This window comes from Paraburkholderia aromaticivorans (genome assembly GCF_002278075.1).
Classification (GTDB): Bacteria; Pseudomonadota; Gammaproteobacteria; order Burkholderiales; family Burkholderiaceae; genus Paraburkholderia; species Paraburkholderia aromaticivorans.
In genome coordinates this window covers 346,812-371,708 of record NZ_CP022991.1, presented here as the reverse complement: position 1 = coordinate 371,708, position 24,897 = coordinate 346,812, and the positions used below count along the sequence as shown (strand labels likewise).

Here is a 24,897-nt window from a genome sequence, read left to right as displayed (position 1 = left end):
TCATGCCCGTACCTTTTGTGATCTCCACCCACGTCTGTGGTCAGGCAAATGCGGGACGCGCCTCATGGCGATGGGGGCCACCACAAAGCAAATCTTGATATTCATTTCAGCTCTGTATGCATGCGCGCCTGCTGAAATGGACGCCTCGATAGTCGTGCGGTGCCGTGCCGGTATTAGATGTCGAGCCTGCTGACCTTCGTGCCTTCGAAGTTAAGGTTGGCCATCAGGCCGGAGTTCCTAGAGGCAGCCTGCAACATCTCCGCCGGCGTTGCGGCCGCTCCCGCTGCCCGGGAGGAAGCCTACCCACGTTTTGCTGTTACCCGTCCACGACGGCCGCAAGACGGCGGCGGCACCAATCGGAGACTGCTGACCTGGAACATAGACATCCATCGCCTGGTTGTTCGCCACAATCACCTGCGATATGACTTGCTGTTGCGACTGGTCTGCCCATTTCTGAGCAATGCATTGCGCGACAGCAGAGGCCGGCTGTTGGCTTTCTCCAAGCGATTACGCGCTCGGAGGCATAGGTTGGCTTGCACAGGCTGACACAGCAACGGTCACGACGAAAAACTATAACGGCTTCATTTTTCACCTCAACGGCCAACCAGCCGAAGGGACCATAACCGTCAACAGGTCCGTTGACGGTGTCATGGCAACCTCCGAACAAGAGTACATCAGGCCAAGAATAGGCCTGACGCACACGGGCAGGTATAGGACCTTGGGCCGATGTCACGCGAAGCGACAATCGATTACTGTAACTACGGAACCGAGCCTGGTTTCACGAACGGTGGGTGGACCGTTGGCCTACGAGACGATGACGCGATTGGCACGCTGAAGTCATATTGTCACCATCTATGCCTCTCCTTCGTCTGAAGGTGCGAACCACGCGGATCGATAGTCGCATTCACTCGGAGCGCGACACATAAGGCGCACAACGATGGCTTCGCTCGTTGCCCGGCATTCAGGCCATTAAAGGGTATCAGGCAAGATGGCTGCCGAAGGATTGGCCGCGCGCGTGGCGCTGACCACGATGTTAGTGCCGGTCGCCATCGCTACGCAGAGGCGTCGGGCGTTCCAGGGGTATGTGGCCTGTACGCGAAGATTGTTCCGCTGCTCGCCTAGGCGATATTCGGGCCCAGCCGAATATTGATACTCGGGCCGGACGCGGAAGTTCGCCTAGCGCCGGTGACCTCTGCGGCCCGAGTCGCGAGGCTAGCTGCCGTAGTCGACCCTTCTCAGTCATACGATGCCGATGAACCTCTACGACCGCTCGGGAGGGACTACCGTCGTTGGCAAGTGCGCACCGATCGTTTCCCCCTTGATACGGGGCGCCCGGGCTCGCCTCGCTGCGATCCGTCATCGGTTCGACTCGCTCGTCACGGGCCGGATCGTGCCGCCCGATCCGGCAGCCTGGTGCGCAGCCCGGTCGCGATGACATCAACCCGGCTAGGCGAACCGATTCGACCGTTTGACGATGGCGGAGCGCGGTCTATCGACGAGGCACACGACGATCCTGCGGCCGGTGAATCGCTACACGCCGGAGCGATCCTGTAATGTATTTTTGCTGCCGCTGGCATGATCGACAATAATGGGTGGGAGTACGTCACGGCAGTGCTTGAACGCGATCAATCCATGGAGAACATGTCATGCTCAAACGTCTGATAGTGACGCTCACGGTCCTGCTGATGTTGCCTCTTTCTGCTGCTCGGGCCGACGAATATACGGACACCCTCAACCTATTCAAGAACGCGGGAGAAAGCGGCAGCCTTCTGCATAGTGCCTATGGTTACGCTGTGTTTCCGAAGATTGGCAAGGGAGGGGTCGGTATAGGCGGTGCCCATGGGAAGGGTCGCGTCTATGAGAAAGGGAAACGTATCGGCGATACATCGATGACTCAGGTCACTGTGGGCTTGCAACTTGGCGGCCAGGTGTACAGTGAACTCATTTTGTTCGAGGATGAACGGGCCCTCAAAGAATTCACCAATGGTAACTTTGAATTCGGCGCAGATGCCAACGCGATCGCGATCACTGCGGCGGCTGGCGCGCAGGCAGGCACGACGGGCACGTCTACTAACGTGAGTGGCGGGAAGAAAGATGCCAAAACGACAGGCGCCTATCGAAAAGGCATGGCTGTGTTTACAGTGGCCAAGGGCGGTCTAATGTACGAGGCAAGCGTTGGCGGCCAGAAGTTCTCTTACACGCCTCGTTGATTTTCGCCGAGTGTTGAATGTAGTCCATTGAAAGGTCGAAACTTGCGCGAAAGAGACGCATGAGTGTCCAGGCGTTCGACACTCTCACCGTAAGCCGCCGTTCGAAAACATTCACCTTGTGCTAGTGGCAGCTTTGCGGCGTTGAGAGCTTCAAGGCGGCACCGCTTGTCGAGCAGGCGATCGTCGAGTCGGGGTCATCCTGCTCGAATACTGGCTCGAAGTCAGCCCCGAAGAACAGACCCGCCGCCTGGAAGAACGTATCAACGAAGGTTCAAGGTTTGCAAACCGACGGACATGGACCCGAAATCCTATAGCCGATGGTATGACTACTCGCGTGCACGCGATTCGATGTTCGAGGCGTCGGACACCGAAATCGCTTCATGGTATGTGGCGAATTCGAACGACAAGCGGCGTGTGCGCCTGAACATCATCAGCGATCTGCTGAGCAGGATTCCTTATGAGGCAATGCCGCGCTAGAAAGTTACACTGCCGAAGACGCAAAAAAACCATGGCTGTAAGGAAGCGGACTATCCTTTCAACTACACAGCCGAGCGCTTCTAACCTGGTCGACTTCACAGCGGACGAAGGCCATGGTTGCCATCAAGGGCTCCGGCGTTCGGAGGCTTAAAGGCAGGCGTTGATATCGCCGGTGGCATCGCCACCCGCACCTGCACCCGAGCGAAATCCGACCCAGGTTTTGTGGCCCGTCCACGAGGGCCGCACGACAGCTGCAGCGCCATCCGGCGGCCGCTGCCCTGGAACATAGACATCCATCGCCTGATTGTTCGCCACAATGACCTGCGATATGACTGTCTGTTGCGACCGGTCCGCCCATTTCTGAGCGATGCATTGCGCGACTGCGGCGACCGGCTGCTGACTTTCACCGACCGATTGTGCGTTCGGCGGCATCGGTGCAGTCGCACAGGCAGTCAAGGTGACGGCAGTCATTAGGAGAAAGGGTAACGGTTTCATCTTTTCATCCCTCACTTTGGATCGGCATTTTCATGGGTTTGATGCAACGTCGCGCGAGCATGCGTGCAAGCCCGAACGATTCACATCGCCCGGAAACTCGATGACAAGCCTTCATAACAGGCCTTTTCCGCGGTGACTGGTCGTTACCGAGGCAATCTTTTCACCCGCGACCCTTCAACAAGGTTAGCGGCAACAGCCTATCGATGATGCAGTCGATGAGAGTAACGGACAGAGGAACGAGCAAGTCTGAGTCAGTCCCCAACCGTTTGCTGGCTGCAGCCTCAATACGATGACGGCTATCTGCGCATGCGTAAATCGGCCTTTGGTCTTATGCGTACACGGCATGCACTACCTGCTTCACAAGTATGTCGTGGCGGCAGCAGACAGATGCCCGTCGCTGACAAACAAGCGCGTGAGCCCGCATGTGTTGCGACACACTACAGCGATAGATTTGCTGCAAGAAGGTGTCGAGCCCTCGGTGATCGCACTGTGGCTCGGTCACGAATCGGTGGAAACAACACAGGTCTACCTCGACGCTAACCTCACGTTGAAACAGGAGGTCCTAGACCGGACGACGCCGCCCAACGGCAAGCCGGGACGGTATCGGCCGGACGACCGATTGCTGGCGTTTCTGAAGGGCCTGTAGGCCCGGACTATATCCCGCGCTGCGCGCGGCCAACTGATGACGTCATGTCAGTCTCGTGCGCCACGGGACATAGTTCGGCGCGGGACATAGTCGAGCTTCGTACGGCCCAGGAGTAACTGAACCGTGCGCAGGTTCTTTGTTCGGCGGGAGATCAACGACGCCTTAGTGCGGCGCATTGTGTGCGTGCCGTAGGCGGCAGCGTCTAGGCCGATTGACGCCACCCATCGATGCACGATGCGAGCACACTGGCGCGTCGATAGGTGCTCTGACCCGTGCGGGCGACTCGGAAACAGATAGTCGGAGAGCTTCAACCTCCGCGCTGAGATCCAGGCCGCGACACTCTGCCGAGTTTGCTCCGTAATTTCGAACTGGACCGGTCGTTGTGTCTTCTGCTGCATAAACGTCGCTCGCGCAACTACGTGGCCTCCTATGCAGACGTCCTGCACCTGCAAGCGCGTCAAATCGCACGCCTGAAGCTTGCTGTCGATCGCCAGGTTGAACATCGCCAACTGACGAGCGTCGGACGAGATCTGCAGCCTCGTTCTAATCGCCCAGATTTTTCAAAGCTTCAACGGAGGCTTCTGGCCGGTCGACCTCCCCTTGTTCCACGGCACCCGGCGAGAGCCAAAAGAATTAAGCGCTTCCATGACAGCCTCCTCTTCAATGAAGGGAGATCGATTCTGCGCGTGATGGAGTGGTCAATCTTCGACCCACTGCAGTCGTTCAACTAAAGACCGCGAACGTCTCAAGTTCGACACGGTTCGGACCTCCTCGTTGCTCCTTCCTCGACGCGAGACGGCGACGCCATTCCGGACGAGTCAGGCTCGGGGCACCGGCAGTTCACGGCACGCTATTAAACACCTGCTCCCGCGTATTAGGCCTGGTCCCGTTGCGTCAAATTCCGGTCGGTCAGCCAAATTCAAGGCGGATTCATCCGGAGGCAGGCATAATAATGGCGCGTGGTATGGCAGGTTGGTTGCGAGTCGTTGCCCAATCATTAGAGCCCGAATGGACGGAACTTGATCGATGGATACGTTGCAGGCCATCCGCGCCTTTGCTCAAGTTGCATCAGCTGGCAGCTTTACCACGGCAGCGCAAGAACTCCACCTCGTTACGTCTCAGGTTTCACGCGCTATAGCAGACCTTGAGACGCACTTGAACATACGTCTTTTGCATAGGACAACTCGGCGCGTCGCATTGACGGAAGCAGGTGAGCGGTATCTTTCACACTGTGAAGCGATCCTCAAACATTTGGCACAGGCAGAAGCTGAGGCGTTGGGAGTAAGCGCCGAGCCTTCCGGGACGCTTAGGATCGGCGTATCCGCGAGCTTTGACCGGTACCATCTACCGGGTGTAATTTCAGGCTACATTGAGCGATTCCCACAGGTTTCGGTGAGCGTGACACTCGTGCAGAAGGTAGAGAAAGCGAAGCTCGACGATCACGACGTTGTCCTTCTTTGCTCATCAAAACCGCCCGAGCCCGGTATAAGCTCTGAGTGTCTTGGTGCGATGTCTTCAATCCTCTGTGCGTCACCTGTCTATCTGGAGCGTTACGGGGTGCCGAAGACACTCTATGATCTTAAGCAGCATCGGCGCATTGATCTGGCCGGCGATATATCATCCGGAGAATGGCAATTTGAAGGGCCATTTGGTGATGAGGCGTGCTCGGTCGACCACACAGTTCTTCAGAGCGACCTATGCGACATACTCAAAGATTCGATTCTGGCTGGTCTTGGCATTGGCCCGTTACCCTTTCGGGTTGGAATGCAAGAACTGCGTGCTGGGTCGGTGGTGCGCGTCCTGCCTGAGTACAAGATGAAGGCCCGTAACGTCCACGTGATTTACCCGTCTCCCCTGCCTTTTGATAAAAAAATAAGGTCATGGGTCGAGTTTCTACAGGAAGCGTTGCCCCAACGTCTTGCTAGTGATAAGGCCGCGTTCGCGTCTCTTGCGGGGGTGTTGGCTGGCAACGGCATAATGCCGGCAAACGACACCGGAAATCGAGGTCCTCAGGACACCTCGAAATAAACACGACTTTTCGATCAGAGGGCACAGAGCCAATACAGGCCTAACCTTGAGGAGCGGTTGTCGCTCACGGGGACGTGCGCTTTTTAAGCGATCAAGGAACATGACAAAAGCCAGCCTTCGGCTTACGCCTCCGGCTGGCTTCGGGGTATGGCTCGACGTCTCGAGCCGTAGGTCATGTTGTTCTATTAGAACTTATGACGAATACCCAAGCTGACGATTTCCTGGCTGGTCGAACCGGCCTGGTAGCCATACGATCCAACCGATGCGCCTGCATCGACCACCGAGCCGGTGGCTGCATCGCGCTGGTGGCCGCTTGCGTGCTGGTATGCGCCGATCAGGTACAAGTCGGTGCGCTTCGACAGCGAGTAGTCGCCGCCCAGCGAAACCTGGTGATAGTTCGCCGACGTGTCGCCTGCGCCGTGCGTGTACGTGTAGCCGAGGCCGAGCAGCATTGCCGGCGTGAGCTGGTAGCCAGCGAACGCACCAGCGACGTGGTACTTTTCCTGCTCGGTAAAGCCGGAGAATGCGTCCGGCTTGTACTGTGCGAAGCTGTAGCGGACGTTGAACGTGAACGGACCCGTTACATACTGTGCAGCCAACGACGTGATGTCGATCTGCTTGGCCGACTGGTACGCGCCATTGATGTTCGAACCATCGAACGTGCCGTCCGACGTCCCGCCCGCATTCCACGTGCCACCCACGTTAGTCGGGGTCACGCCACGGCTTGCTGCCGTGTTGCCGTTTTCCATGCGGAAGTAGCCAGCTGCAACGCTGAACGGACCGCCGGCCCATGTTGCTGCGCCCCCCCACGATTGGCCTGCGCCCGTTGCGCCAGCGACGCCGCCCAGCGCATACATGCCTTCGACCTGGAAGCCGCCCCACACCGGCGAGACATACTTGATTGCATTGTTCGTACGTGAGGTGTTGTCGTTGTTGTCCACGTCGCCCGGGGTCGCGAACGTGCTGCCGAAGTAGTTGTCAGCCGTGAGCGGCTGGACCAGATCGACGAGCGGGTCATACTGGCGACCCAGCGTGAACGTACCGAATGTGTCCTGCGTCAAGCCGACATATGCTTGGCGGCCGAACAGCTTCGTGCCCGTGCCGTACGAACCCATCTTGCCGTTGTTCGGGTTGAAGCCGCTTTCCAACTGGAAGATCGCCTTCAGACCACCGCCTAGGTCTTCCGTGCCCTTCATGCCCCAGCGGCTGCCTTGCAGGTTACCCGCTGCGAGCTGCCAAAGGTTGTTGTCAGCCGGGTTGGCATTGTGAACATACTGGATCGAGTCATCGATCAACCCATAAAGGGTTACGCTGCTTTGTGCATGTGCTACGCCTGCAGCGCTGACCAGGGCCAGCGAGAGAGTCGACAGTGCGATTCGTTTCATCCGTTTCTCCACGCAGAATGATCACATTGTTGTTGCCGCGAATGGGAGCGTAACTCGACATCCTTGTTTCTCCTAAGCGAAACAAAATAGTGTGTCGCGAAATTCTGACATGTTGCGTTGCACATTTGGCCGGGACAGACACTCGCTCTTGCAAATCCGTGCCGAATTTTGCCTCTTGGCCGTCTGTCTATCTCGATGCGGCCCACCGGCCAGTTACGGGGGGACAGAAGCGACAGACCTGCTACAGCAATGGTAGCAGTCCATATCTGGCAGGCCTTGCGCCTGTCATTCCCCCTGAACTGTCGATCCGCAACGGCCCCCCAATACCACCCCCGAACGACCGTTTCCTGCCCCATAGCAGCCCCACCCCTTGCAGCGAGCGCAGCATCGGGAAAAGCGATCATGCCCTTACGCTCGATAATCCCGAACCCTTCGAGTTCGCGACGCGATCGCAGCTTTTCCGACCGTCGCCGTTGCCCCGCTTCTCGCGGCGACATGGACATCAAAAATCTCTCACTTTTCCGCAACGGAACGATCAGAAGTTGCATCGCAGGGCAACCGGAGGATTTTGGCTATCGCACCCGTCTTTTACGATCGTTACTGCTTCAGCGATCCAGAAAGGCCGCGGAAGTGCCAGCGTTTCCCTCAATCCGTCGACGCAACCTAGCGAGCGCCCGAGCATGAAAAATCTGAAATTCATCCCTCCTCTTCTGACGATGGTGTTCGCGGTGCAACCGCTTCTGGCAGAGGCGGACGTCACGGTCAAGATCGGCCAGGTATCGCCATTAACCGGCGAACTGTCTCACATTGGCAAGGACGACGAGAACGGCGTCCGGCTCGCCATCGAGGATCTCAACGCGAAGAAACTCCGTATCGGAGGGCAGCCGGTTACCTTCGCACTGGATTCGCAGGACGACGCCGCCGACCCGAAGACCGCCGTGACTGTTGCGCAAAAGCTGGTCGATGACCGCGTTGCAGGCGTGGTCGGCCACGCCAATTCCGGCACGTCGATTCCCGCATCGAAGATCTATTCTGATGCGGGCATACCGATGATCACCGAGTCCGCCACCAACCCTAAACTCACGGCGCAGGGCTACAAGAACGTCTTTCGCATGGTTGCGAATGACGTGCGGCAAGGAACGGTCATCGGCACCTATCTTGTGAAGGAACTGAAGTCGACCAAAATCGCGATTGTCGACGATCGAACAGCCTACGGACAGGGACTCGCCGACGAAGTCGAAAAAGCGGTCAAGGCTTCGGGAGGCGCCGTCGTCGCCCGTGAATACGGTACCGACAAAACCACTAACTGGATGGCGGTCCTCACGACCATCAAGAGCCACGTGCCCGACGGGATCGTCTTCACCGGTGGCGATACGCAAGCGGCGGCATTCGTCCAGCAGGCCCAGAAGCTCGGTCTGAAGGCCAAACTCATCGCGGGTGACGAGGCCTGTACGCCGCAATTCATCAAGCTCGCGGGTGCTGCGATGAATAGCGGCACGTACTGCACGCTGGCAGGCGTGCCGCCGTCGAAAATGCCGCAAGGAGACGCGTTCTTCAAGCGCTACCAGCAGCGGTTCGGCGTTCCGGTGCAACTCTACGCGCCGTATGCGTATGACGCCGTGATGGCGATGGCCGGTGCGATGCAGGCAGCCGACTCGGTCGACCCGAAAGTCTATCTACCCAAGCTTCAAAATTTGGCACTGAACGGTGTGACGGGACCGATCGAGTTTGACGGGAACGGCGACATTCGCAACGGCGCGATTACTGTCAGGCAGTTTGGCCAGGGCGATTGGCACGACGCGAGCGTCGTCAGATAAGCCACTTCGTCGCGATGGACAATTCGAGGTCCATCGCGCGGAGGCCGTGGCATTGGCACCGCGTGCCGGTGGCGACGCAACAGACATGTCACGTTCCGCGCGACCGGGTGCCGCGCCGGATGATCTGCTTCAGTCGTCGATATCGACAGGTACGCCGAGCCCGACCTTCACCCGACTCATGCTCACGAGCGTCTTGAAGCGCTTGACGTTGTTATTTGAAAAGAAAAGTTGCCGGGTCAGGTCGTTGTATTGCTCCATGTCCCGCACTGTCAGAACCAGTACGAAATCCCACTCACCCGCAACGTAGTAGCACTGCTGAATCTGCGGACATCGTTCAAAGGTCCGCTTCATGGAATCGAGCAGATCGATTTGCTCGCTCTCCACTTCCACCATGGAAACGATAGTAAGCAGACATCCCACCTTTTCGGGCGAGACGATGGCCGCGTACCGATCGATCACTCCGTCTTCGGCCAGCCGGCGCAGCCGGCGGTTCACGGCGGCAGTCGAGAGGTTGACTCGCGCACCCAGTTCATTTTGGGGTAGTTGCGCATCCCGCTGGACCTCGGCTAGCAGTTTGCGATCGAATGCATCGAGGGTGATAGCCATGGTCTGAGGTTCCGGTGCGAAAGTGAAAGATTATTGCGTCGCAACCTCAAATTTAGGGATTAATTTAACCACGTCAAGCAATATCATTTTGCCCAATGGCTGGCGCGTCGATTTCCAGCGGGGAATGCGACGGTCCGTGCCGGACACTTATTCACTGGAGCCGCATCGCAATGCTGATCACTAACAAGCACGCGTCGCACACCGACTATCCCAACACACTGAAGACTCTTTTGAATGTCGAGTCCGCTGAACAGAGCCGTGCATGGCTTAAGAGCTGGAAGCTTCTCAGTTCGTCCGCTACGCCTCTATGGGATCTGCCCGATGCGGCAGCACGACTTGGCGTCGCGCGACTGAGCGTCAAGGACGAATCCGTCCGGTCGCCACTCGGTAGCTTCAAGGCTCTGGGAGCACCGATCGCGCTCGTACGCCTGATTCTGCGTTTGTGGCCCGAGCACGATCTCGATCCGAAGGGCTTGATCCAGGGACGCTACAAGGAAATGCTGACGAACCTGGTCGTGATCAGTGCGACCGACGGCAACCATGGCAAGGCCTTGGCCGCCGCAGCGCAAACACTCGGCTGCAATTGCGTGATCGTCTTGCACGCCAACGTGAGCGCAGAACGCGAACAGGCCATCGCCGCGTACGGCGCGCAGATCATTCGCATCACGGGCAACTACGACGAGTCCGTGGAACAAGCCGCACGCCTTGCGAAGGAAAACGGTTGGCATGTGGTCTCCGACACATCCTATGAAGGATATGAAGTCATTCCTCGCGACGTCATGCAGGGCTACGGCGCGATCGCAGCCGAGATCGTCGAGCAGTCCCGGAGTCATGCAGACCAATGCGCCTTCACGCACATATTTCTGCAAGGCGGCGTCGGCGGCCTTGCTGCCGGAGTAACCAGTTATCTCTGGGAGATGCATGGCCCCAAACGTCCGCGATTCATGGTCGTTGAACCTCAACAAGCGGACTGCCTGTATCAAAGTGCGCTCGAAGGTCGAGCCGCGAAAGCCACAGGCTCCGTCGATTCAATCATGGCGGGCCTCGCCTGCGGCGAAGCTTCACCGATCGCGTGGAAGATCCTTGATCTGTGCGTGGACGATTTCATGACGATCAGCGACGCAGACGCAATCGGAGCGATGCGCAGGCTCGCGGCCGGAACCGCTGCGGACATTCCGCTGGTAGTCGGCGAATCCGGCGCAGCTGGCTATGCCGGCGTCGAAGTGGCGATGCACGATCCACAACTGGCGCAGGCCATCGGTTTGAACAAAGAGTCACGCGTTCTCGTGATCAGCACGGAGGGAGCGACGGCACCCTCGGTCTACAGCGAATGTGTGGGCGAAACGGCCGACTCGGTTCTTGCACGTCAGGCTCAATGGCTGGAACCCACGGTTCGATAGGACAATCCGAATCGCCGTCGAAAAGGGAAATGCGTTATGGAAAGCTCCTTGCAATCGCAGTTGAAAAGTTGGCGTCAGCATCTGCACCAGAACCCGGAAACCGGTTTTGAGGAAGTTGCCACTTCGGACTATGTCGCGAGAGCCTTGAAAGCACTCGGCCTCGACGTGCACCGGGGAATCGGCGGAACGGGCCTGGTCGCCAACCTCGCGGTCGGCAATGGCCGCGGCGTGATTGGCCTGCGTGCCGACATGGATGCATTGAATATCGCGGAGAACGCACCCGGCCGCCTGCATGCCTCGCGAACGCAAGGCAAGATGCACGCCTGCGGACACGATGGACATATGTCGATGATTCTTGGCGCGGCGCGCCTGCTTGCCGAGAGAAAGGATTTCAACGGCACCGTGCGCTTCATTTTTCAGCCGGCCGAAGAACACGGCCGCGGCGCAAAAGCGATGATGAAAGACGGGCTCTTCGAGCGATACCCTGTCGACGCGATCTTTGGCGCGCACAATATGCCCGGCATGCCCGCCGGGACATTCGCTACGGGCGCCGGCGGCATCATGGCTAGCGAAGACAATTTCGTCATTCACATCAAGGCCCATGGCACACATGCAGCCAGACCGCACATGGGCGTCGATCCCATCGTGATCGCGTCGCAAATCGTGCTGGCGTTGCAAACAATCGTGTCCCGCAATCTCGATCCGAGCCTGCAGGCGGTGATCTCCTGCACGGAATTCATGACGGACGGTATCCGCAATGTCATTCCGTCGAACGTGACGATCAAGGGTGACACGCGCAGCTACACACCCGAAGTCCAGACGATGCTCGCAACCCGCATGCGTGAAATCAGCGAAGGCCTCTGCCATACGCACGGGGCTGAATGTACGTTCGAATACACGCACGAATTTTCGCCTACCGTGAACTCACCGGAATATGTGGATCTTGCCGTTGCGGCGGCCAGCAATATCGTCGGTGCGGATAAAGTCGACGCAAGCGTGCAGCCCATGATGATTTCCGAAGATTTCGGCGCGTTCCTTCAGGCCGTACCGGGCAACTTTATTTTCATTGGCAACGGCGATACGGGGATGGCAGGAGGTATTCCGCTCCACAACGCCAGTTACGACTTCAACGACGAGATCCTGCTCACCGGTGCGCGATATTTTGCTGAGATAGCGCGACTCGCCCTCCCTCTTTCCTGAGTGACATCCGCTTCGAGTCCCGGCTTGGTCAACGGCCAGCCGGCTCTCGTGCGGATTTTCAATATCTCGTTGATTCCTGCGAATGCCCTGTCGAATTGAGCGGCTGAATGACGACATTTGTCTGGTCGTTCGCGTTCTTGCACAGTGCTTGAACCACCAGGACATTCATCGGCGGCCAGCGATTGTCCCGGTATCTGAAGCCCCAAGGCCTTCAGATACCGGAGTGGCTCGGCCTTGACATGTATCAACGGTGGTGCGACAGGACGTCACAGAGGTGCCCCCAGGTAGCGATATAGCATTAACTCATCGCTAGCCGGAACCGCAATATTCGATCAGATCGTCCGTTCCGGCTAAAGCGGATACGTGTTGGTAATCGTTAATCCTTGACATTAGGAATCCAAATGTTACCCGTCACTGCTGTTCTGATCAGTCTGGCTCCGATGTGGGCGATTCTGCTCGCCGTATCGTGCGCATCCGCATACCTGCTCTTCTGGCGTAAGTCGATCAAGTAGGCGTGGCCCCCGGGCGTATCGAAAGTCGAAGAGTACATATGGCACGGTTCGATCGGCCGGTTCAAGGGGCCGCCGACTGCTGTTCGACAGGCGTTCGAGAAGCACTGGTTGTCATTGAGAGTTGGTCCCTTCTTTGGGCAGCAACCGGCGCCGAACAATCATCAGAATGCAAACGCCGACCGATGCCGCAACGTTGACCGTTGGATAAAAGGCAACAGCCACGCTCCACGTATTAAGTGCGAGCATGGCGAGTGCGTATTTGAGGACGCACAACAAAAAATAGGTGAGATTTTCACTCCACGGATCACGAATAGTCTTTCGGACTGTCGGACCGAGACCTGCAAGTTCAATTAGTGTCACCAGGCAGACCGATATCGTGGGGTCCTTTGTAAGTACCCAAATCGGAATCGCCGATAACGCAATACTGAGGAATAACCAGTCGGATTTTGCCCAGCTTCTCTCCCCTCTGAAGATGCTGGCCATGAGCGTGAGAAAACATGTAACGGCAATCGCCGCTGTACACCATGCTGAAGGACCGGCCCCGGCAACAAATTGGCCGGCGGCAGCGATAGCCGTCACGACGGACCAGATCAACCAGCTAAATAGGTGTGGGCGGATGGCCCGTCTATAAATTGCATATCCATACGGGACGGCCGCCAAAAGAGATACGGCAGAACCGATAACTCCAGCTAAAGACTGCACGTGATGTCCTGGAAAGATACAGTCGTTGACGATCCGAATCAGACGGATTGTCGGTGATTCACAGGGATGCGCCGACCGGCTGAAACCGGGCCGAACAGCGACCGATGGTTGATCGCCATCTGCCAACGCCTGGGTTCAGATTCCATTCTGCCCCACCATTTGAGCGCATCATTTGCCTCGATGCGAGGAGAAGCCTCGAGGTGAAGGCGAATCGTCGCGGTGCGTTCGGTTTATGCGGCGCTGGCTTCATCCATGCTCGATGCCAAGCAGCCGCGCGTCCAGCCGTCGCGCTAGCGCCGCGCCGCCTTCGCGCATCACGGCGTCGTGGTTCCATTGAAAAACGGGCCGCAATAACGGTGCCAACGCATTCATCCACGCGCGGTTCGTCTGCACACACCAGTCATAGCGGACCTCGGTACGGTTGCGTCCGTCGGTCGAAAAGCTCCACCGACCAACGCCGTCGACATCGCCACTGGCTTCCCCCTCAAGCGCGACCAGTGGGTCGACGCGCGTCACCCGCATATCGAACACGAGGCGATAGGGCAACCAGCCTTTCCATGTGTAGCGTTGTACGAGGCCCACGCCCTGATCGGAGCCTGCCTCCAACTGTTCTACGCGCTCGACGCTACTCCACCACTCGGGCCAGCGCGCAGAATCCTGGATTGCCGTCCAGACTTCCTGCACTGGCGCGTCGATGCGCCAGATGGTGGAGAAGCGATATTCGACCGTCCGCAAAGCTGCCTCCATTCTTAATATTCTTCCGGGGAGTTTGTCACATGCTCGCGCTTCGGGAATCTACAGCTTGTCCAGCAAGGGGACCGCATGGGGCCAGCGCAATGGTGCGGCAGGTTGCTGCACAAACGCCTGAACCGGGCCACGCCTCGGCCAGCGTACTCGTGTAGCTCTAGTTCCGCGGGGAAAAGCCGCGCGTGTCTGGAAATGCCGCGCGCGGATCATGACCTTCCCGACCCATCCCGCGGGAAAAATTATGCAAACCAGCACGACCGGAGCGGCACAGAGGGAACTTTGAGGCCCAAATTTGCTGCGTAAATCCACACGCGCTTCGGCGAAGTCCAAGGTCGATCCGCAGGCGGGCACCAGGCGAGCGCATGCATTATTCTTACAAAATAGCACAAAATTTGTATTTACTAAGAATAAATCATGTAGGGTACGCCGGAAGCTCTCCATACTGCGAAGCAGCGCTCCTCCTCGTCCCTGCCAGTCGAACGCGCATACGCCGCATGATTTATTCTTTGTAACTTCAAATTAAACACGTGTATGCTATAAAAAATCATGCGTGATCGACGGAATGGCCAGCAAGACACTTCAACGGCTCATGGCAAGCGCGCCGCGCGGGCAACCGCTTGACCCGCAAACGCTTCGCGACTGGGGTGTGAGCCCCCAGCAGACCACCTATCTGGTCAACGCCGGATGGCTGCAACGCCTGTCCAAAGGCGCCTATCTGCTAGCGGGCGACACGCCCACCCGGGATGGAATACTGGCCTATCTCGCCCAGCGAATACCAGGCCTTCACGTCGGCGGCAAAACGGCCCTGGACTGGCAGGGGGTGCGCCACAACCTGAGCTTTCGCGAGCGCGTCGTATTGTGGGCAGAACGCCCCTACGTCATGCCGGACTGGGTCGGCGAACATATGCCCTATACACTGCAGACCACACACCTGTTCGACCAGAGCATGCCGGAAAACACCGCTCTGTCACCGCTGCCGAACCGCGATCCCTCGCTGCTCGTTTCCGAGCCCGAGCGCGCGCTGCTTGAACTCGCCAGCGACGTAGGCAAACGACGTGCGAAGGGGCAGTCCCTTGAGGAGGCCATGAGTCTCGCGTCCTCGCTGCGCAATCTCCGCCCGGCTGTCCTGGACACCCTCCTCTCGCACTGCACGCGCGTCAAGGTCGTCAAGCTCGTACGCGATCTTGGAGAAGCGAGCGGATTTCCCTGGGGCCAGGACCTCCAGCGGCACGTCGATCGGCTCGGGCCCGGCCGGCGTTGGACGAGCAGCCGCAAGGGCGGCCCCCGCCTCACCCTGAAGGCCTGATCCGCACGCCCCCTTAAGGCTCAACGTCCTCACAATGAACGATCAATACCTCAATACGGTTCGCCTCATGCTGGCCATTGCGCCAGATGTTTTTGACACGCCCCACTTCGCGATGAAAGGCGGCACAGCCATCAACATGTTTGTTCAGGATCTGCCCCGCCTGTCCGTCGATATCGACGTGGTCATGTGTTCGTACGAGCCGGGCCGCGACGAAGCTCTCGCCATCATTCATGACGAACTCGCTCGCGCCCGGCAGGCGATCGAGCGACAGGGACACATGGTTACCGTGGCCGCCGCCAGTGGCAGAAACAAAGGCGACGATGTGAAACTGACTGTCTCGTCCACTGAAGCCCAGGTCAAGGTCGAGGTGAACTACGTTTTTCGCGGCACACTAACGCCAACGGTGACACGGAGCATCGTGCCGCGCGCGCAGGCCATGTTTCGCGTCGACTTCGAAGTGCCGACGCTCGCCGATGCCGAGCTTTACGGCAGCAAACTGGTTGCCGCATTGGACCGGCAGCATCCGCGCGATATTTTTGATGTGCAGCACATGTACGACACTTATGGTCTGCGCCAGGACGTCGCGACGGCCTTTGTGGGTTATCTCGCCGGCCATAACCGACCGGTCCACGAGGTGCTCTTTGCGAAGCCACGATCGCTCGAGGACGAATACGAGGCCGGCTTTGTGGGCATGACCGTCGATCCGGTCGATCTGGCTGCACTTCACGCCGTGCAGGCCAGACTTCACCATGACCTTCCGAGGGCACTGACCGCGGAGCACCGCGAATTTCTCGCCTCGCTCCTGAGACTCGAGCCAGACTGGTCGCTGATGCCGTACGACCATCTACGCGACCTGCCGGCAATCCGCTGGAAAATCGAGAATCTTGCCAAACTCAAGGCACGCGACGCGACCCGCTTCGCTCATCAGGTTACGTTACTGGATGAAGGCTTCGCGGCGCTCGATCGCATCTAGAGAAGCATGCGGTGCCGCAGATTGAACAACGGAGCCGGCACGAACGCGGCCATCACCATCATCACGTGCATGATTGAGGTAGAAGCGCGCGGATGCGGATGACGACAGCGCTTCAATACGACATCTTCTCGTTTCAACAATCTGGATGCTGACCGAGTTGAACAGCGGTCATCAGCACCGCTTCGGTCATCCCGGCAACCCGCGCTCACCACGTCGCGCGGCGGCGTGGTGTGGGATGGGGAAGAGTCGTGCGGCGAAGCCCGGCCACGCCACGTCGCCGCAAATCCGAACTTCCGCTGTAATGGTAGTCTCGAAACCGACTATCACTATGCCCAGCCGGAGCACTATGAACAACCCGTGGACCATCGCCGATATTCCGCCGCAGACCGGCAAGCGGGTTCTGATCACTGGAGCGAACAGCGGCATTGGCTACCATGCCGCGTTGTCGTTGATGCGCAAAGGCGCGCAAGCCATACTCGCGTGCCGCGACGAACAGCGCGGTCAGGAGGCGTTAGCCCGTCTGAACGCCGCTGCACCCGGCGCTCGCGCCGAACTCGCGATTCTCGATCTCGCATCCCTCGAGTCCGTACGCCAGTTCGCGCGGAAAGAACTGGCCCGCCAACGCCCGATTCACGTTCTGGTCAACAACGCTGGCGTCATGGCGCCGCCAAAGCGGCTGGAGACCGCCGACGGCTTCGAACTCCAGTTCGGCACCAACGTACTCGGCCACTTCGCGTTGACTGCGCTCCTTATGCCCGCGCTCAGACTAGCCGCGAACGGTTCGCCTGATCGACCGCGCATCGTCACGATTGCTTCCATCGCGCACAAGCAGGGGCACATCGATTTCGACGACCTCCAGTCCAGAAAGGCGTATTCGCCGATGCGGTCCTATCGGCAATCGAAGCTCGCGGATCTGATGTTCGCGTTCGAGCTCGACCGGCGATTGCGCGCTGCGAATTCGCGTGTCATGTCGGTTGCCGCTCACCCCGGTGTCGCCAACACCAATCTGTTTCGGGGTGGAGATCGCTCCGCGATTTCAGGCGTTGCTCGCGCGCTTCTCAGCCATGTCATCGGCACCTTGCTGAACACCGACTACGCGGGCGCCTTGCCAACCCTTTACGCGGCGACTTCGCGTGACGTCGGCGATGGTGGCTACTATGGTCCGCAGGGCTTTCTGGAGGCACGGGGAAGCAGGATGGGAGAAGCGAACGTCGCCAGGCAGGCAAGGGACGCGTCGAATGCTGGCCGTTTATGGCAGGTCTGCGAAGAGCTGACGCAGGTGAGCTTCCACCCGTAGCGCGGCCCGTTCAGCGAGCGCCAGCGCACGTCTTGAACCGGCATTGTTTCGCCATGCGCGACCGCCCCCTACACGGTGGCGCCGCCGACCGGGCGCGGGCGCAACCCGCCAGCGCGCTCAGGTTGTGAGCGCGGCCGTCGCATCGGCGCGTAGCCCGTATAGCGACTGTCCGCAGGCCATGAACAACCTTGTACGCCGCGCCGCCCGTCGATTCACCGGGGTTGCTTGATGAAGGCTTCGAATGCCTTGGCGTAGTCCGGATGCCAGCGCGACAACGCGGGGCGATTCTCGACGATATCGCCTGCCGCCCACAGAATGCGCAACTCGTCGAGCGAACGCGGCACGTCGTTGTCAGGACACAGAATGTAGAAGTCGCCGGCATCGAGGCGCTCGAACATGAAATCGACAGTCTGCTCGGGCGTCCATGCGGCAGCCGGCTTTTCCGTGCGGCCCTTCCGTGTCAGTTCCGTGAACACGAAGCCCGGAATCAACAGATGGGCGCTAATCCGGCAGCCCGCGGTGTTGCGCAGTTCGTGCTGCAGCGCTTCGGTGAACGCTTTCAGCCCGGCCTTCGCCACGTTATAGGCAGGGTCGCCCGGCGGCGTCGTGATACCTTGCTTTGAACCGGTGTTGATCACAAGCCCCGGACGCCCGCGCTTGATCATCTCCGGCACGAAGACCTGCGTCCCGTGAATCACGCCCCACAGGTTGACACCCAGCACGCGCTCCCAGCTCCCGGTTGGACCGAACATCCCGCTGCCAGGCTGAATCCCGGCGTTGTTCATCAGCACGTCTGTTCCGCCGAAGCGCTCGACGAGCGTCGCGTGCAGGCGGCGAACATCGTCGGCGACGCTGACGTCGGTCTCAATCCCGAAGACGTCTTGCGTGCCGTTTGCGGTCAGCACAGCGATTTCCTCCACCGCCTGCGCAATGCGGTTGGCGCCGAGGTCCGCAATGCAGACGCGCAGCCCAAGCTGCGCAAAGCGTTTGGCAGCAGCCAGCCCGATGCCGGCAGCACCCCCGGTGATCACGGCGACCGCGCCCGGGGTCAGGGCAGAATGAGTCATGAGCATCCTCATTGATGCCGGAGTCGCGGCGCCCACTAGCGACAGCGATCCCGATTCGTGGGAAGAGTGAATCGACGATGCTAGCATGCACGTTTTCTCTGCGTGGCCCACACTCGTCGCTCTCAAGGGATCCTGAATATAAAGCGGACGACTGTAAGACACTAGCAACATTCGCCCGCATTCACGGGATGTCTGAAGACCGTCGCGTTCCGCAAATCGTGCCAGGTTTTTCACACTGAACAGTCACGTTTGCCTACGATAGTGCGCACGCTTTTTCCGCCACGCTGGCCTACGTGCTCAATTAAGAGCGCCATGCGGAGCCCGTCGGGAGCGTCAGGTCGCTATCACAGGCAATTTGAGCAAGTCCAGAAACGCACGGGCGACCGGTATGAGCGGTTCTCCCGCGCTTCCCTTAAAAACGGCCGCGAGTTCCCAGCAGGGTTCCTCGGCTTCGCGCAGGCTCGCCGTCGCGACCGCCGCGCCGCGCGGGTCGTTCTTCCTTGCGGCAGCCACAGATTCGGGCACGATGGTGATCGCCAACCCATGCGCGGCCAGCTCAATTAACATCGGCATATCGTTGACCTCGAAGCTGGTCCGGCGCTGCAGCCCTGCGGCCGCAAAGCTTCGATCGACGAGACGTCGCACGCTCCACTCCGGGCGCAGGTCGGCGAACGTTTCGTCGGCGAGGTCGGCCAACTCCAGCTCGCTGGCGCCCGCAAATCGATGATCCGTCGCGCAGACGACGACCATTCCTTCGCACGCGAACATATGCGACCCGATACCGTCGAGCGAGGTATCCGGCGGCTGTGTGAACGCGAGGTCGAGACGCCCCTCCCGCACCTCGTCAATCAACGCACGCGAGCCGTCCAATGTCAATTCGATATCGAGCCCAGCGAACGCGGCACGAAACTGCCCCAGGGAAGCGGGCAGATCGACGAAGGGCGCCAGACCGTGAATCGCACCGATGCTCAGCCGGCCACGCGCGAGCCCGTGAACCTGCGTGACGGCGTGCCGCGCGTCGCGAGCGGCGGCCAGTACCCGTCGCGCCTCCGCAAACAGCACTTCGCCGGCAGGCGTCAAGGCGACCCGCCTCGTGCTGCGATTGAACAGCGGTCCGCCCAGGTCTTCTTCCAGCGAGCGAATCGATGCGGACAATCCGGACTGCACGAGGTTCAGGCGCCGCGCCGCGCGCGTGAAGTGCCGCTCTTCGGCGACCGCCATGAAATGTTCCAGCTGCTTCAAGTCCACTTTGGCACTCTTTCTCGCAGAGACGATTGATCACGAAAACCGCACAATTGGATCATATCTTTCTATTGGAATGACAGTTCAATCTCCGCTATCGTCGGATGTCTGGAGAGGTCGAGGAACACTCGGCACGAAGTGCGGGCGCGCTGCAACTTCACGGCCGCACGCCGGCTGTGAATGTTCGCAACATACATGGAGATTGCTTCAACATGGAATACCGTCAACTTGGCCGTTCGGGCCTCAAGGTGTCGACCATCACGCTAGGCACGATGACGATGGGCGGCAAAGGCAAATTTGCGAGCGTCGGCGAGGTCGGCCTCGACGACGCGCGCCGACAGATCGACATGTGCATCGACGCTGGCGTCAACCTGATCGACACGGCGGACGTCTATTCGAACGGTGCGTCGGAAGAAATCGTCGGCGAGGCACTCGGCGGCAAACGCAAAGGCGGCGTGCTGATCGCAACCAAAGCGCGCTTTCCCATGGGCAGTGGTCCGAACGACCGGGGCCTGTCGCGGCATCATTTGATCGAGGCCTGCGAGGCGAGCCTGCGCCGTCTGAAGACCGATGTGATCGACCTGTACCAGGTGCACGAATGGGACGGACTCACGCCGCTCGAAGAAACGCTTGAAGCGCTCGACCTCCTTGTCCGGCATGGCAAGGTCCGGTATGTCGGCTGTTCGAACTACTCCGGTTGGCACCTGATGAAGGCGTTACATGTGAGTGAACGCGACCGCTTGCCGCGCTTCGTGAGCCAACAGATCCATTACACGCTTGAAGCGCGCGAAGCGGAATACGAACTCGCGCCGATCTCGCTCGATCAAGGCCTGGGCATTCTCGTCTGGAGCCCGCTCGCAGGCGGCCTGCTCTCGGGCAAGCACCGCCGCGACGCGACGCCGGAGGGCACGCGCCAGCTTGCCGGCTGGACCGAGCCGCCGATTCGCGACGCCGAGCGGCTCTGGTCGATTGTCGATGCGCTTGTCGAAATCGCCGGCGAGCAGAACGTCTCGGCCGCTCAGGTTGCGCTTGCATGGACGCTCGGGCGACCCGCGGTGGCGTCGGTCATCATCGGCGGGCGCAATGAGAAGCAACTGCTCGACAACCTCGGCGCGGCGAATCTCACGCTGACCACCGAACAGCGTGAACGGCTCGACAAGGTGAGCGCGCCGCCGCTGCTCTACCCGTACTGGCATCAGGTGCAGACCGCGCACGACCGTCTTTCGGTTGCGGACCTGTCACTGCTGGGGCCGCATCTGAACACGTAAGTTTGATGTGGCCGACATGGTCGGCGTGCTGGCGGGAGGCTTTCCCAGTGACAGCCTCCCGAAAGAGGGTAAATCGGTCACGGTCGCACGCAGGCGGCCGGCGATCGTCGGCCTTGTATTGTCTGCCCTATCCGTCACGGTCAATTTTTTCGAGAACCCGGCCCTCATGTCGGCTCATATTGAAGACCGACGACCGCCGAGCGTCTGCGGAACTGAATTTGACCTTTGACGGGTGCGGGAGCAGTCGTTGACCGTTAGTTGCGTTCGATAAGTTCAGGCATCGCGCCTCCGCAGTGCGCGTCAACAGGAGTGATTGAGAGCGAGCAACGCTGCCGACTCGAATTCAAACGCACGAGAGATGCCGGTGCGATCATGGCGGCAGCCGATCCGGGCAAATTCGTGAGCGAGTACAGCACTACGAACGATGGCGAAAACGGTCATCTCACCGTGGTGGCTATCTCGGCTTCGGCCGCTCAGGTTGTGACGACCGGCATCAGGAGTATCTGCGAGCAGCGGCCGCAACTGTTCATCAAACTTGGCGTGTGAGACAACATGACGAAAGCAGTTCGCGGATAGCCTTAGAACGATGTGCCGATCTGGAACTGGAATTTCTGATACTGATCGCCTGCGTGCTTGACGAGCGGGAAGCCCAGGCTCAGCTTGAGCGGACCGATCGGCGAGATCCACGCGAGACCCAGCCCGTAGCCGTAGCGCAATCCGTTCGCGCCGATGCTACTGCCTTCGCTACCCCACACATTGCCGCCGTCGAGGAACGTAAAGACGCGCAACGTGCGGTCATAGCCGGATCCCGGCAATGGAACGGTCAGCTCGATATTGCCGACGACCATCTTTGAGCCGCCGATGGGATCGTTGGTGGTCGCGTCGCGCGGCCCCAGCGAACCTGGCTCATACCCCCGCACTGAACCGATACCGCCCGCGTAGTAGTTCTTGAAGATCGGATAAGGCTTTCCGTTCAGTCCATTGCCATAGCCGCCCTGAAAATTCAGGCCAAGCACGAAGCCACGCGCGAACGAATAATAGTATTGCGCCTGGAGGTCTGCCTTGTAGTACGGCGTATCGCCCAGCGGAGTGCCGTACTCGGCATTGGCCTGCGTATAGTAGCCCCGGCTGGGGACAAGCGCGCTATCACGATCGTCACGCGACCAACCTGCCGTCAACGGCACGTTGTTGGAGACTCGCCCAAATTGCGTCACGTAGTCTTTATAGCTCTGAGGCGTATTGGCGTCGATATCCAGACGGTTCTGCTCAAACCCCAGCCCGAAGTAAACCATGTCGGACTCGGAGAACGGCACGCCGAATTTGAGGTCGGCTCCTGCCGTGATGATCCGGAAGCTCGAATCGGTCGAATAATACAGGGGCTCCGTCGTGCGGTAATAGACGTCGGTGATGCGCTTGATGCCGTCGATCGTGAAGTACGGATCGACCTGCGTGACCGTCAGCGTACGGTTGGTAGTCGAGGTGTTCACATTCAGTGCGAGGCTCGTGCCCGAGCCGAACACGTTGTCCTGCGAGACGCCCGCGGAGATAATGGGCCCCTCGCCCGAACCATACCCCAGGCCCAGCGAAATCGAGCCCGTGGGTTTTTCCGTCACCTTGACGTCCACGTCGACCTGGTCGGGTGTGCCTTCCACCGGCACCGTGGTCACGTCGACATCCGTGAAGTAGCCGAGACGGTTGATCCGGTCTTTCGACAGCGCGAGGCGGTTCGAATCGAACCACGAGCTTTCGAGCTGGCGCATTTCGCGGCGCACCACTTCGTCACGCGTGCGGGTGTTGCCCACCACGTTGATGCGGCGCACGTACACGCGGCGGCTCGGGTCCACCTGCAGCGTGAGGTCCACCTTGTGGTTGGACTGGTCGATCTGCGGCTGCGCGTTGACGGTGGCGAACGCATAGCCGTATTCGCCCAGCTTGTCGACGATCGCCTTGGTGGTGGCCTGCAGCTTTTCAGCCGAGAAGCGGTCGCCCGGTTTGATCTTGATGAGCTTCGCCAGCTCCGGCTCGCGGTCGAGCAGATTGCCCGCCAGCTTGATGCTCGAAATCGTGTACGGCTCGCCTTCATGCAGCGTGACCGTGAGATACATGTCCTTCTTGTCCGGCGAGATCGACACCTGGGTGGAATCGATGTTGAACTCGAGGTAACCGCGATTCAGGTAATACGAGCGGACGTTTTCGAGGTCGCCGGTGAGCTTGTCTTTCGCGTACAGGTCGTTCTTCGTGTACCACGAGAACCAGTTCGGCGTGGACAGCTGCATTTCGTCGCGCAGCGTACCCGTGCTGAACGCCTTGTTGCCGATGAAGTTGATCTGGCGGATCTTCGCGCTCGGCCCTTCGGCCACCGAGAACAGCACGGACACGCGGTTGCGGTCGATCGGCGTGATCGTGGTGGTGACCTCGGCGGCGTAGTAGCCGCGCGTCAGGTATTGGCGCTTCAGTTCCTGCTCGGCCTTGTCGACGAGCGCCTTGTCGTAATAACGGCCCTGCGACAGACCCACGGCGCGCAGCGCCTTGGTCAAGTTTTCCTTGTCGAACTCATGAATGCCGGCGAAATCGATCGTGCCGATAGCCGGACGCTCCAGCACCTGCACGACGACGACATTGCCTTCGGTCGCAATCTTGACGTCGTTGAAGAAGCCCGTGGCATACAGGGCGCGAATGGCCTCCGATGCCTTGTCGTCGCTGAAGGTGTCGCCTTGCTTGATGGGCAGGTAGGCGAACACCGTACCCGCCTCGACGCGTTGCAATCCCTCGATCCGGATGTCGCGAATCACGAATGAGTCGCTGGCGTGGGCCGACATCGCTGCGACACTCAGGCCGGCGAGCGTCACCGTCCTGTTACGACGTACAGTTGAAGTTTGAACAAGCATGCAAAGGAAAACCAAGAAATAGGAACGCAACGTGGAGACCCCACTGCAATACGCTGTGTTGCATATCGATCGAGGGCGCGGGTGTCGGAGACGCGAGCGCTATTGCACCGTAATGGCGGACAGATCGCCGATCTTTGCCATGCCGCTCACGAGCGCCAGTACTTCCGTCATGTGAGCGGCCTCAGTGCGTTGCATGCGAAACGAGAGTTCCGCGCCGCCGGGCAGACGGAATGTGAGGATCAGATGAGCTGCCGCACCTGCATCCTTGCCCACCTCCCAGGCCTCACACGGCATCGCGAACTTCACGCTCTTTTTCTTGCTGCGAATCCGTTCCGACACACCAATCGCGTTCGACAACGCCGCCAGCAGCTCGTGCATAACCGAACAATGCGACGCAATGCTGGAAGTCTGGTTGGCCTTCAGCAACAAGTACTGTCCGTCGCCCGTCAATTCGAAGCCACGTACGGAATCGCTCGAAAAGGAGGGTCGCGGTGCCATGAAGTACTCCGGAATCAAGCGAGGAATGAAGTGTAGGGCGCACCCCCGTGCCTTGAGTTACGCAACAATTAATTAGACTTTCCTTCGTCCGTTATCCGTTACTGGATCTTCAATCCTTCAAATGTTTACGCCT

At 59.3% G+C, this 24,897-nt stretch carries 20 protein-coding genes and 4 pseudogenes; 13 read left to right on the top strand and 11 right to left on the bottom strand.

Features of this window, described 5'->3' with window-relative positions; genetic code table 11:
- Nucleotides 1–237 precede the first annotated feature (237 nt).
- Nucleotides 238–525 (bottom strand): annotated as a pseudogene (locus tag CJU94_RS42010) (hypothetical protein).
- Between the two features lie 425 nt (nt 526–950).
- Here CJU94_RS42010 and CJU94_RS42005 point away from each other — a divergent pair.
- The 3 genes and pseudogenes from CJU94_RS42005 to CJU94_RS34660 all read left to right on the top strand — a co-directional run.
- A pseudogene (locus tag CJU94_RS42005) lies at nt 951–1,236 on the top strand (SulP family inorganic anion transporter); the annotation flags it as partial.
- A gap of 410 nt (nt 1,237–1,646) precedes the next feature.
- On the top strand, nt 1,647–2,210 hold the full coding sequence (locus CJU94_RS34665; RefSeq protein WP_095423166.1) for a YSC84-related protein: 564 nt from the start codon (nt 1,647–1,649) through the stop codon (nt 2,208–2,210).
- A gap of 149 nt (nt 2,211–2,359) precedes the next feature.
- Nucleotides 2,360–2,771, top strand: a pseudogene (locus CJU94_RS34660) (polyphosphate kinase 2 family protein); the annotation flags it as partial.
- Nucleotides 2,772–2,834: 63 nt separating this feature from the next.
- On the opposite strand, the gene CJU94_RS34655 reads toward CJU94_RS34660, so the two are convergent.
- The gene (locus CJU94_RS34655) at nt 2,835–3,182 is read right to left on the bottom strand and encodes a hypothetical protein (protein ID WP_095423165.1); all 348 of its coding nucleotides are present in this window, start codon (nt 3,180–3,182) and stop codon (nt 2,835–2,837) included.
- 343 nt (nt 3,183–3,525) lie between these two features.
- Between CJU94_RS34655 and CJU94_RS34650 the strand changes: the two genes are divergently transcribed.
- Nucleotides 3,526–3,828, top strand: a complete 303-nt coding sequence (locus CJU94_RS34650; protein ID WP_244221109.1) for a tyrosine-type recombinase/integrase — start codon at nt 3,526–3,528, stop codon at nt 3,826–3,828.
- Between the two features lie 47 nt (nt 3,829–3,875).
- Here the strand turns inward: CJU94_RS34650 and CJU94_RS34645 are convergent.
- A pseudogene (locus CJU94_RS34645) lies at nt 3,876–4,475 on the bottom strand (tyrosine-type recombinase/integrase).
- 379 nt (nt 4,476–4,854) lie between these two features.
- On the opposite strand from CJU94_RS34645, the gene CJU94_RS34640 reads away from it, so the two are divergent.
- Entirely contained in the window at nt 4,855–5,856 is a 1,002-nt protein-coding gene (locus CJU94_RS34640; protein ID WP_095423163.1) for a LysR family transcriptional regulator, read from the top strand.
- 185 nt (nt 5,857–6,041) lie between these two features.
- Here the strand turns inward: CJU94_RS34640 and CJU94_RS34635 are convergent, their stop codons facing one another.
- Nucleotides 6,042–7,241 (bottom strand): porin, encoded by a 1,200-nt coding sequence (locus CJU94_RS34635; protein ID WP_095423162.1) that lies wholly within the window; start codon nt 7,239–7,241, stop codon nt 6,042–6,044.
- A gap of 680 nt (nt 7,242–7,921) precedes the next feature.
- On the opposite strand from CJU94_RS34635, the gene CJU94_RS34630 reads away from it, so the two are divergent.
- On the top strand, nt 7,922–9,058 hold the full coding sequence (locus tag CJU94_RS34630) for a branched-chain amino acid ABC transporter substrate-binding protein (protein WP_095423161.1): 1,137 nt from the start codon (nt 7,922–7,924) through the stop codon (nt 9,056–9,058).
- 129 nt (nt 9,059–9,187) lie between these two features.
- Here the strand turns inward: CJU94_RS34630 and CJU94_RS34625 are convergent, their stop codons facing one another.
- On the bottom strand, nt 9,188–9,664 hold the full coding sequence (locus CJU94_RS34625; protein WP_095423160.1) for an Lrp/AsnC family transcriptional regulator: 477 nt from the start codon (nt 9,662–9,664) through the stop codon (nt 9,188–9,190).
- A 170-nt stretch (nt 9,665–9,834) separates the two neighbouring features.
- On the opposite strand from CJU94_RS34625, the gene CJU94_RS34620 reads away from it, so the two are divergent.
- Nucleotides 9,835–11,064 (top strand): diaminopropionate ammonia-lyase, encoded by a 1,230-nt coding sequence (locus tag CJU94_RS34620; RefSeq protein WP_095423159.1) that lies wholly within the window; start codon nt 9,835–9,837, stop codon nt 11,062–11,064.
- Nucleotides 11,065–11,100: 36 nt separating this feature from the next.
- Complete coding sequence (locus CJU94_RS34615; RefSeq protein ID WP_095423158.1) at nt 11,101–12,264, top strand: M20 aminoacylase family protein; 1,164 nt, start codon at nt 11,101–11,103, stop codon at nt 12,262–12,264.
- A 623-nt stretch (nt 12,265–12,887) separates the two neighbouring features.
- Here the strand turns inward: CJU94_RS34615 and CJU94_RS34610 are convergent.
- Nucleotides 12,888–13,478, bottom strand: coding sequence for a hypothetical protein (locus CJU94_RS34610; protein ID WP_244221108.1), 591 nt, complete (start codon nt 13,476–13,478; stop codon nt 12,888–12,890).
- Between the two features lie 246 nt (nt 13,479–13,724).
- Complete coding sequence (locus CJU94_RS34605; RefSeq protein WP_244221107.1) at nt 13,725–14,225, bottom strand: SRPBCC family protein; 501 nt, start codon at nt 14,223–14,225, stop codon at nt 13,725–13,727.
- A 562-nt stretch (nt 14,226–14,787) separates the two neighbouring features.
- Between CJU94_RS34605 and CJU94_RS34600 the strand changes: the two genes are divergently transcribed.
- The 3 genes from CJU94_RS34600 (at nt 14,788) to CJU94_RS34590 (ending at nt 17,801) form a co-directional block, all read left to right on the top strand.
- Nucleotides 14,788–15,531: a type IV toxin-antitoxin system AbiEi family antitoxin domain-containing protein gene (locus CJU94_RS34600; RefSeq protein ID WP_095423156.1), complete on the top strand. Its 744-nt coding sequence runs from the start codon at nt 14,788–14,790 to the stop codon at nt 15,529–15,531.
- 34 nt (nt 15,532–15,565) lie between these two features.
- Complete coding sequence (locus CJU94_RS34595) at nt 15,566–16,504, top strand: nucleotidyl transferase AbiEii/AbiGii toxin family protein (protein ID WP_095423155.1); 939 nt, start codon at nt 15,566–15,568, stop codon at nt 16,502–16,504.
- 346 nt (nt 16,505–16,850) lie between these two features.
- The gene (locus tag CJU94_RS34590; protein WP_095423154.1) at nt 16,851–17,801 is read left to right on the top strand and encodes an oxidoreductase; all 951 of its coding nucleotides are present in this window, start codon (nt 16,851–16,853) and stop codon (nt 17,799–17,801) included.
- Between the two features lie 212 nt (nt 17,802–18,013).
- Here the strand turns inward: CJU94_RS34590 and CJU94_RS34585 are convergent, their stop codons facing one another.
- Nucleotides 18,014–18,868 carry an SDR family NAD(P)-dependent oxidoreductase gene (locus CJU94_RS34585; RefSeq protein WP_095423153.1) on the bottom strand — a complete coding sequence of 285 codons (855 nt, stop codon included), beginning with the start codon at nt 18,866–18,868 and terminating at the stop codon, nt 18,014–18,016.
- Between the two features lie 333 nt (nt 18,869–19,201).
- The gene (locus CJU94_RS34580; RefSeq protein WP_244221158.1) at nt 19,202–20,089 is read right to left on the bottom strand and encodes a LysR family transcriptional regulator; all 888 of its coding nucleotides are present in this window, start codon (nt 20,087–20,089) and stop codon (nt 19,202–19,204) included.
- 233 nt (nt 20,090–20,322) lie between these two features.
- Between CJU94_RS34580 and CJU94_RS34575 the strand changes: the two genes are divergently transcribed.
- Complete coding sequence (locus CJU94_RS34575) at nt 20,323–21,378, top strand: aldo/keto reductase (protein WP_095423151.1); 1,056 nt, start codon at nt 20,323–20,325, stop codon at nt 21,376–21,378.
- Between the two features lie 372 nt (nt 21,379–21,750).
- Complete coding sequence (locus CJU94_RS34570) at nt 21,751–21,924, top strand: hypothetical protein (RefSeq protein ID WP_157763849.1); 174 nt, start codon at nt 21,751–21,753, stop codon at nt 21,922–21,924.
- A gap of 32 nt (nt 21,925–21,956) precedes the next feature.
- On the opposite strand, the gene bamA is transcribed toward CJU94_RS34570, so the two are convergent.
- Nucleotides 21,957–24,197, bottom strand: a complete 2,241-nt coding sequence (gene bamA, locus CJU94_RS34565) for an outer membrane protein assembly factor BamA (protein WP_244221106.1) — start codon at nt 24,195–24,197, stop codon at nt 21,957–21,959.
- Between the two features lie 168 nt (nt 24,198–24,365).
- On the bottom strand, nt 24,366–24,764 hold the full coding sequence (locus tag CJU94_RS34560) for a hypothetical protein (protein ID WP_095423149.1): 399 nt from the start codon (nt 24,762–24,764) through the stop codon (nt 24,366–24,368).
- Nucleotides 24,765–24,897: the final 133 nt, after the last annotated feature.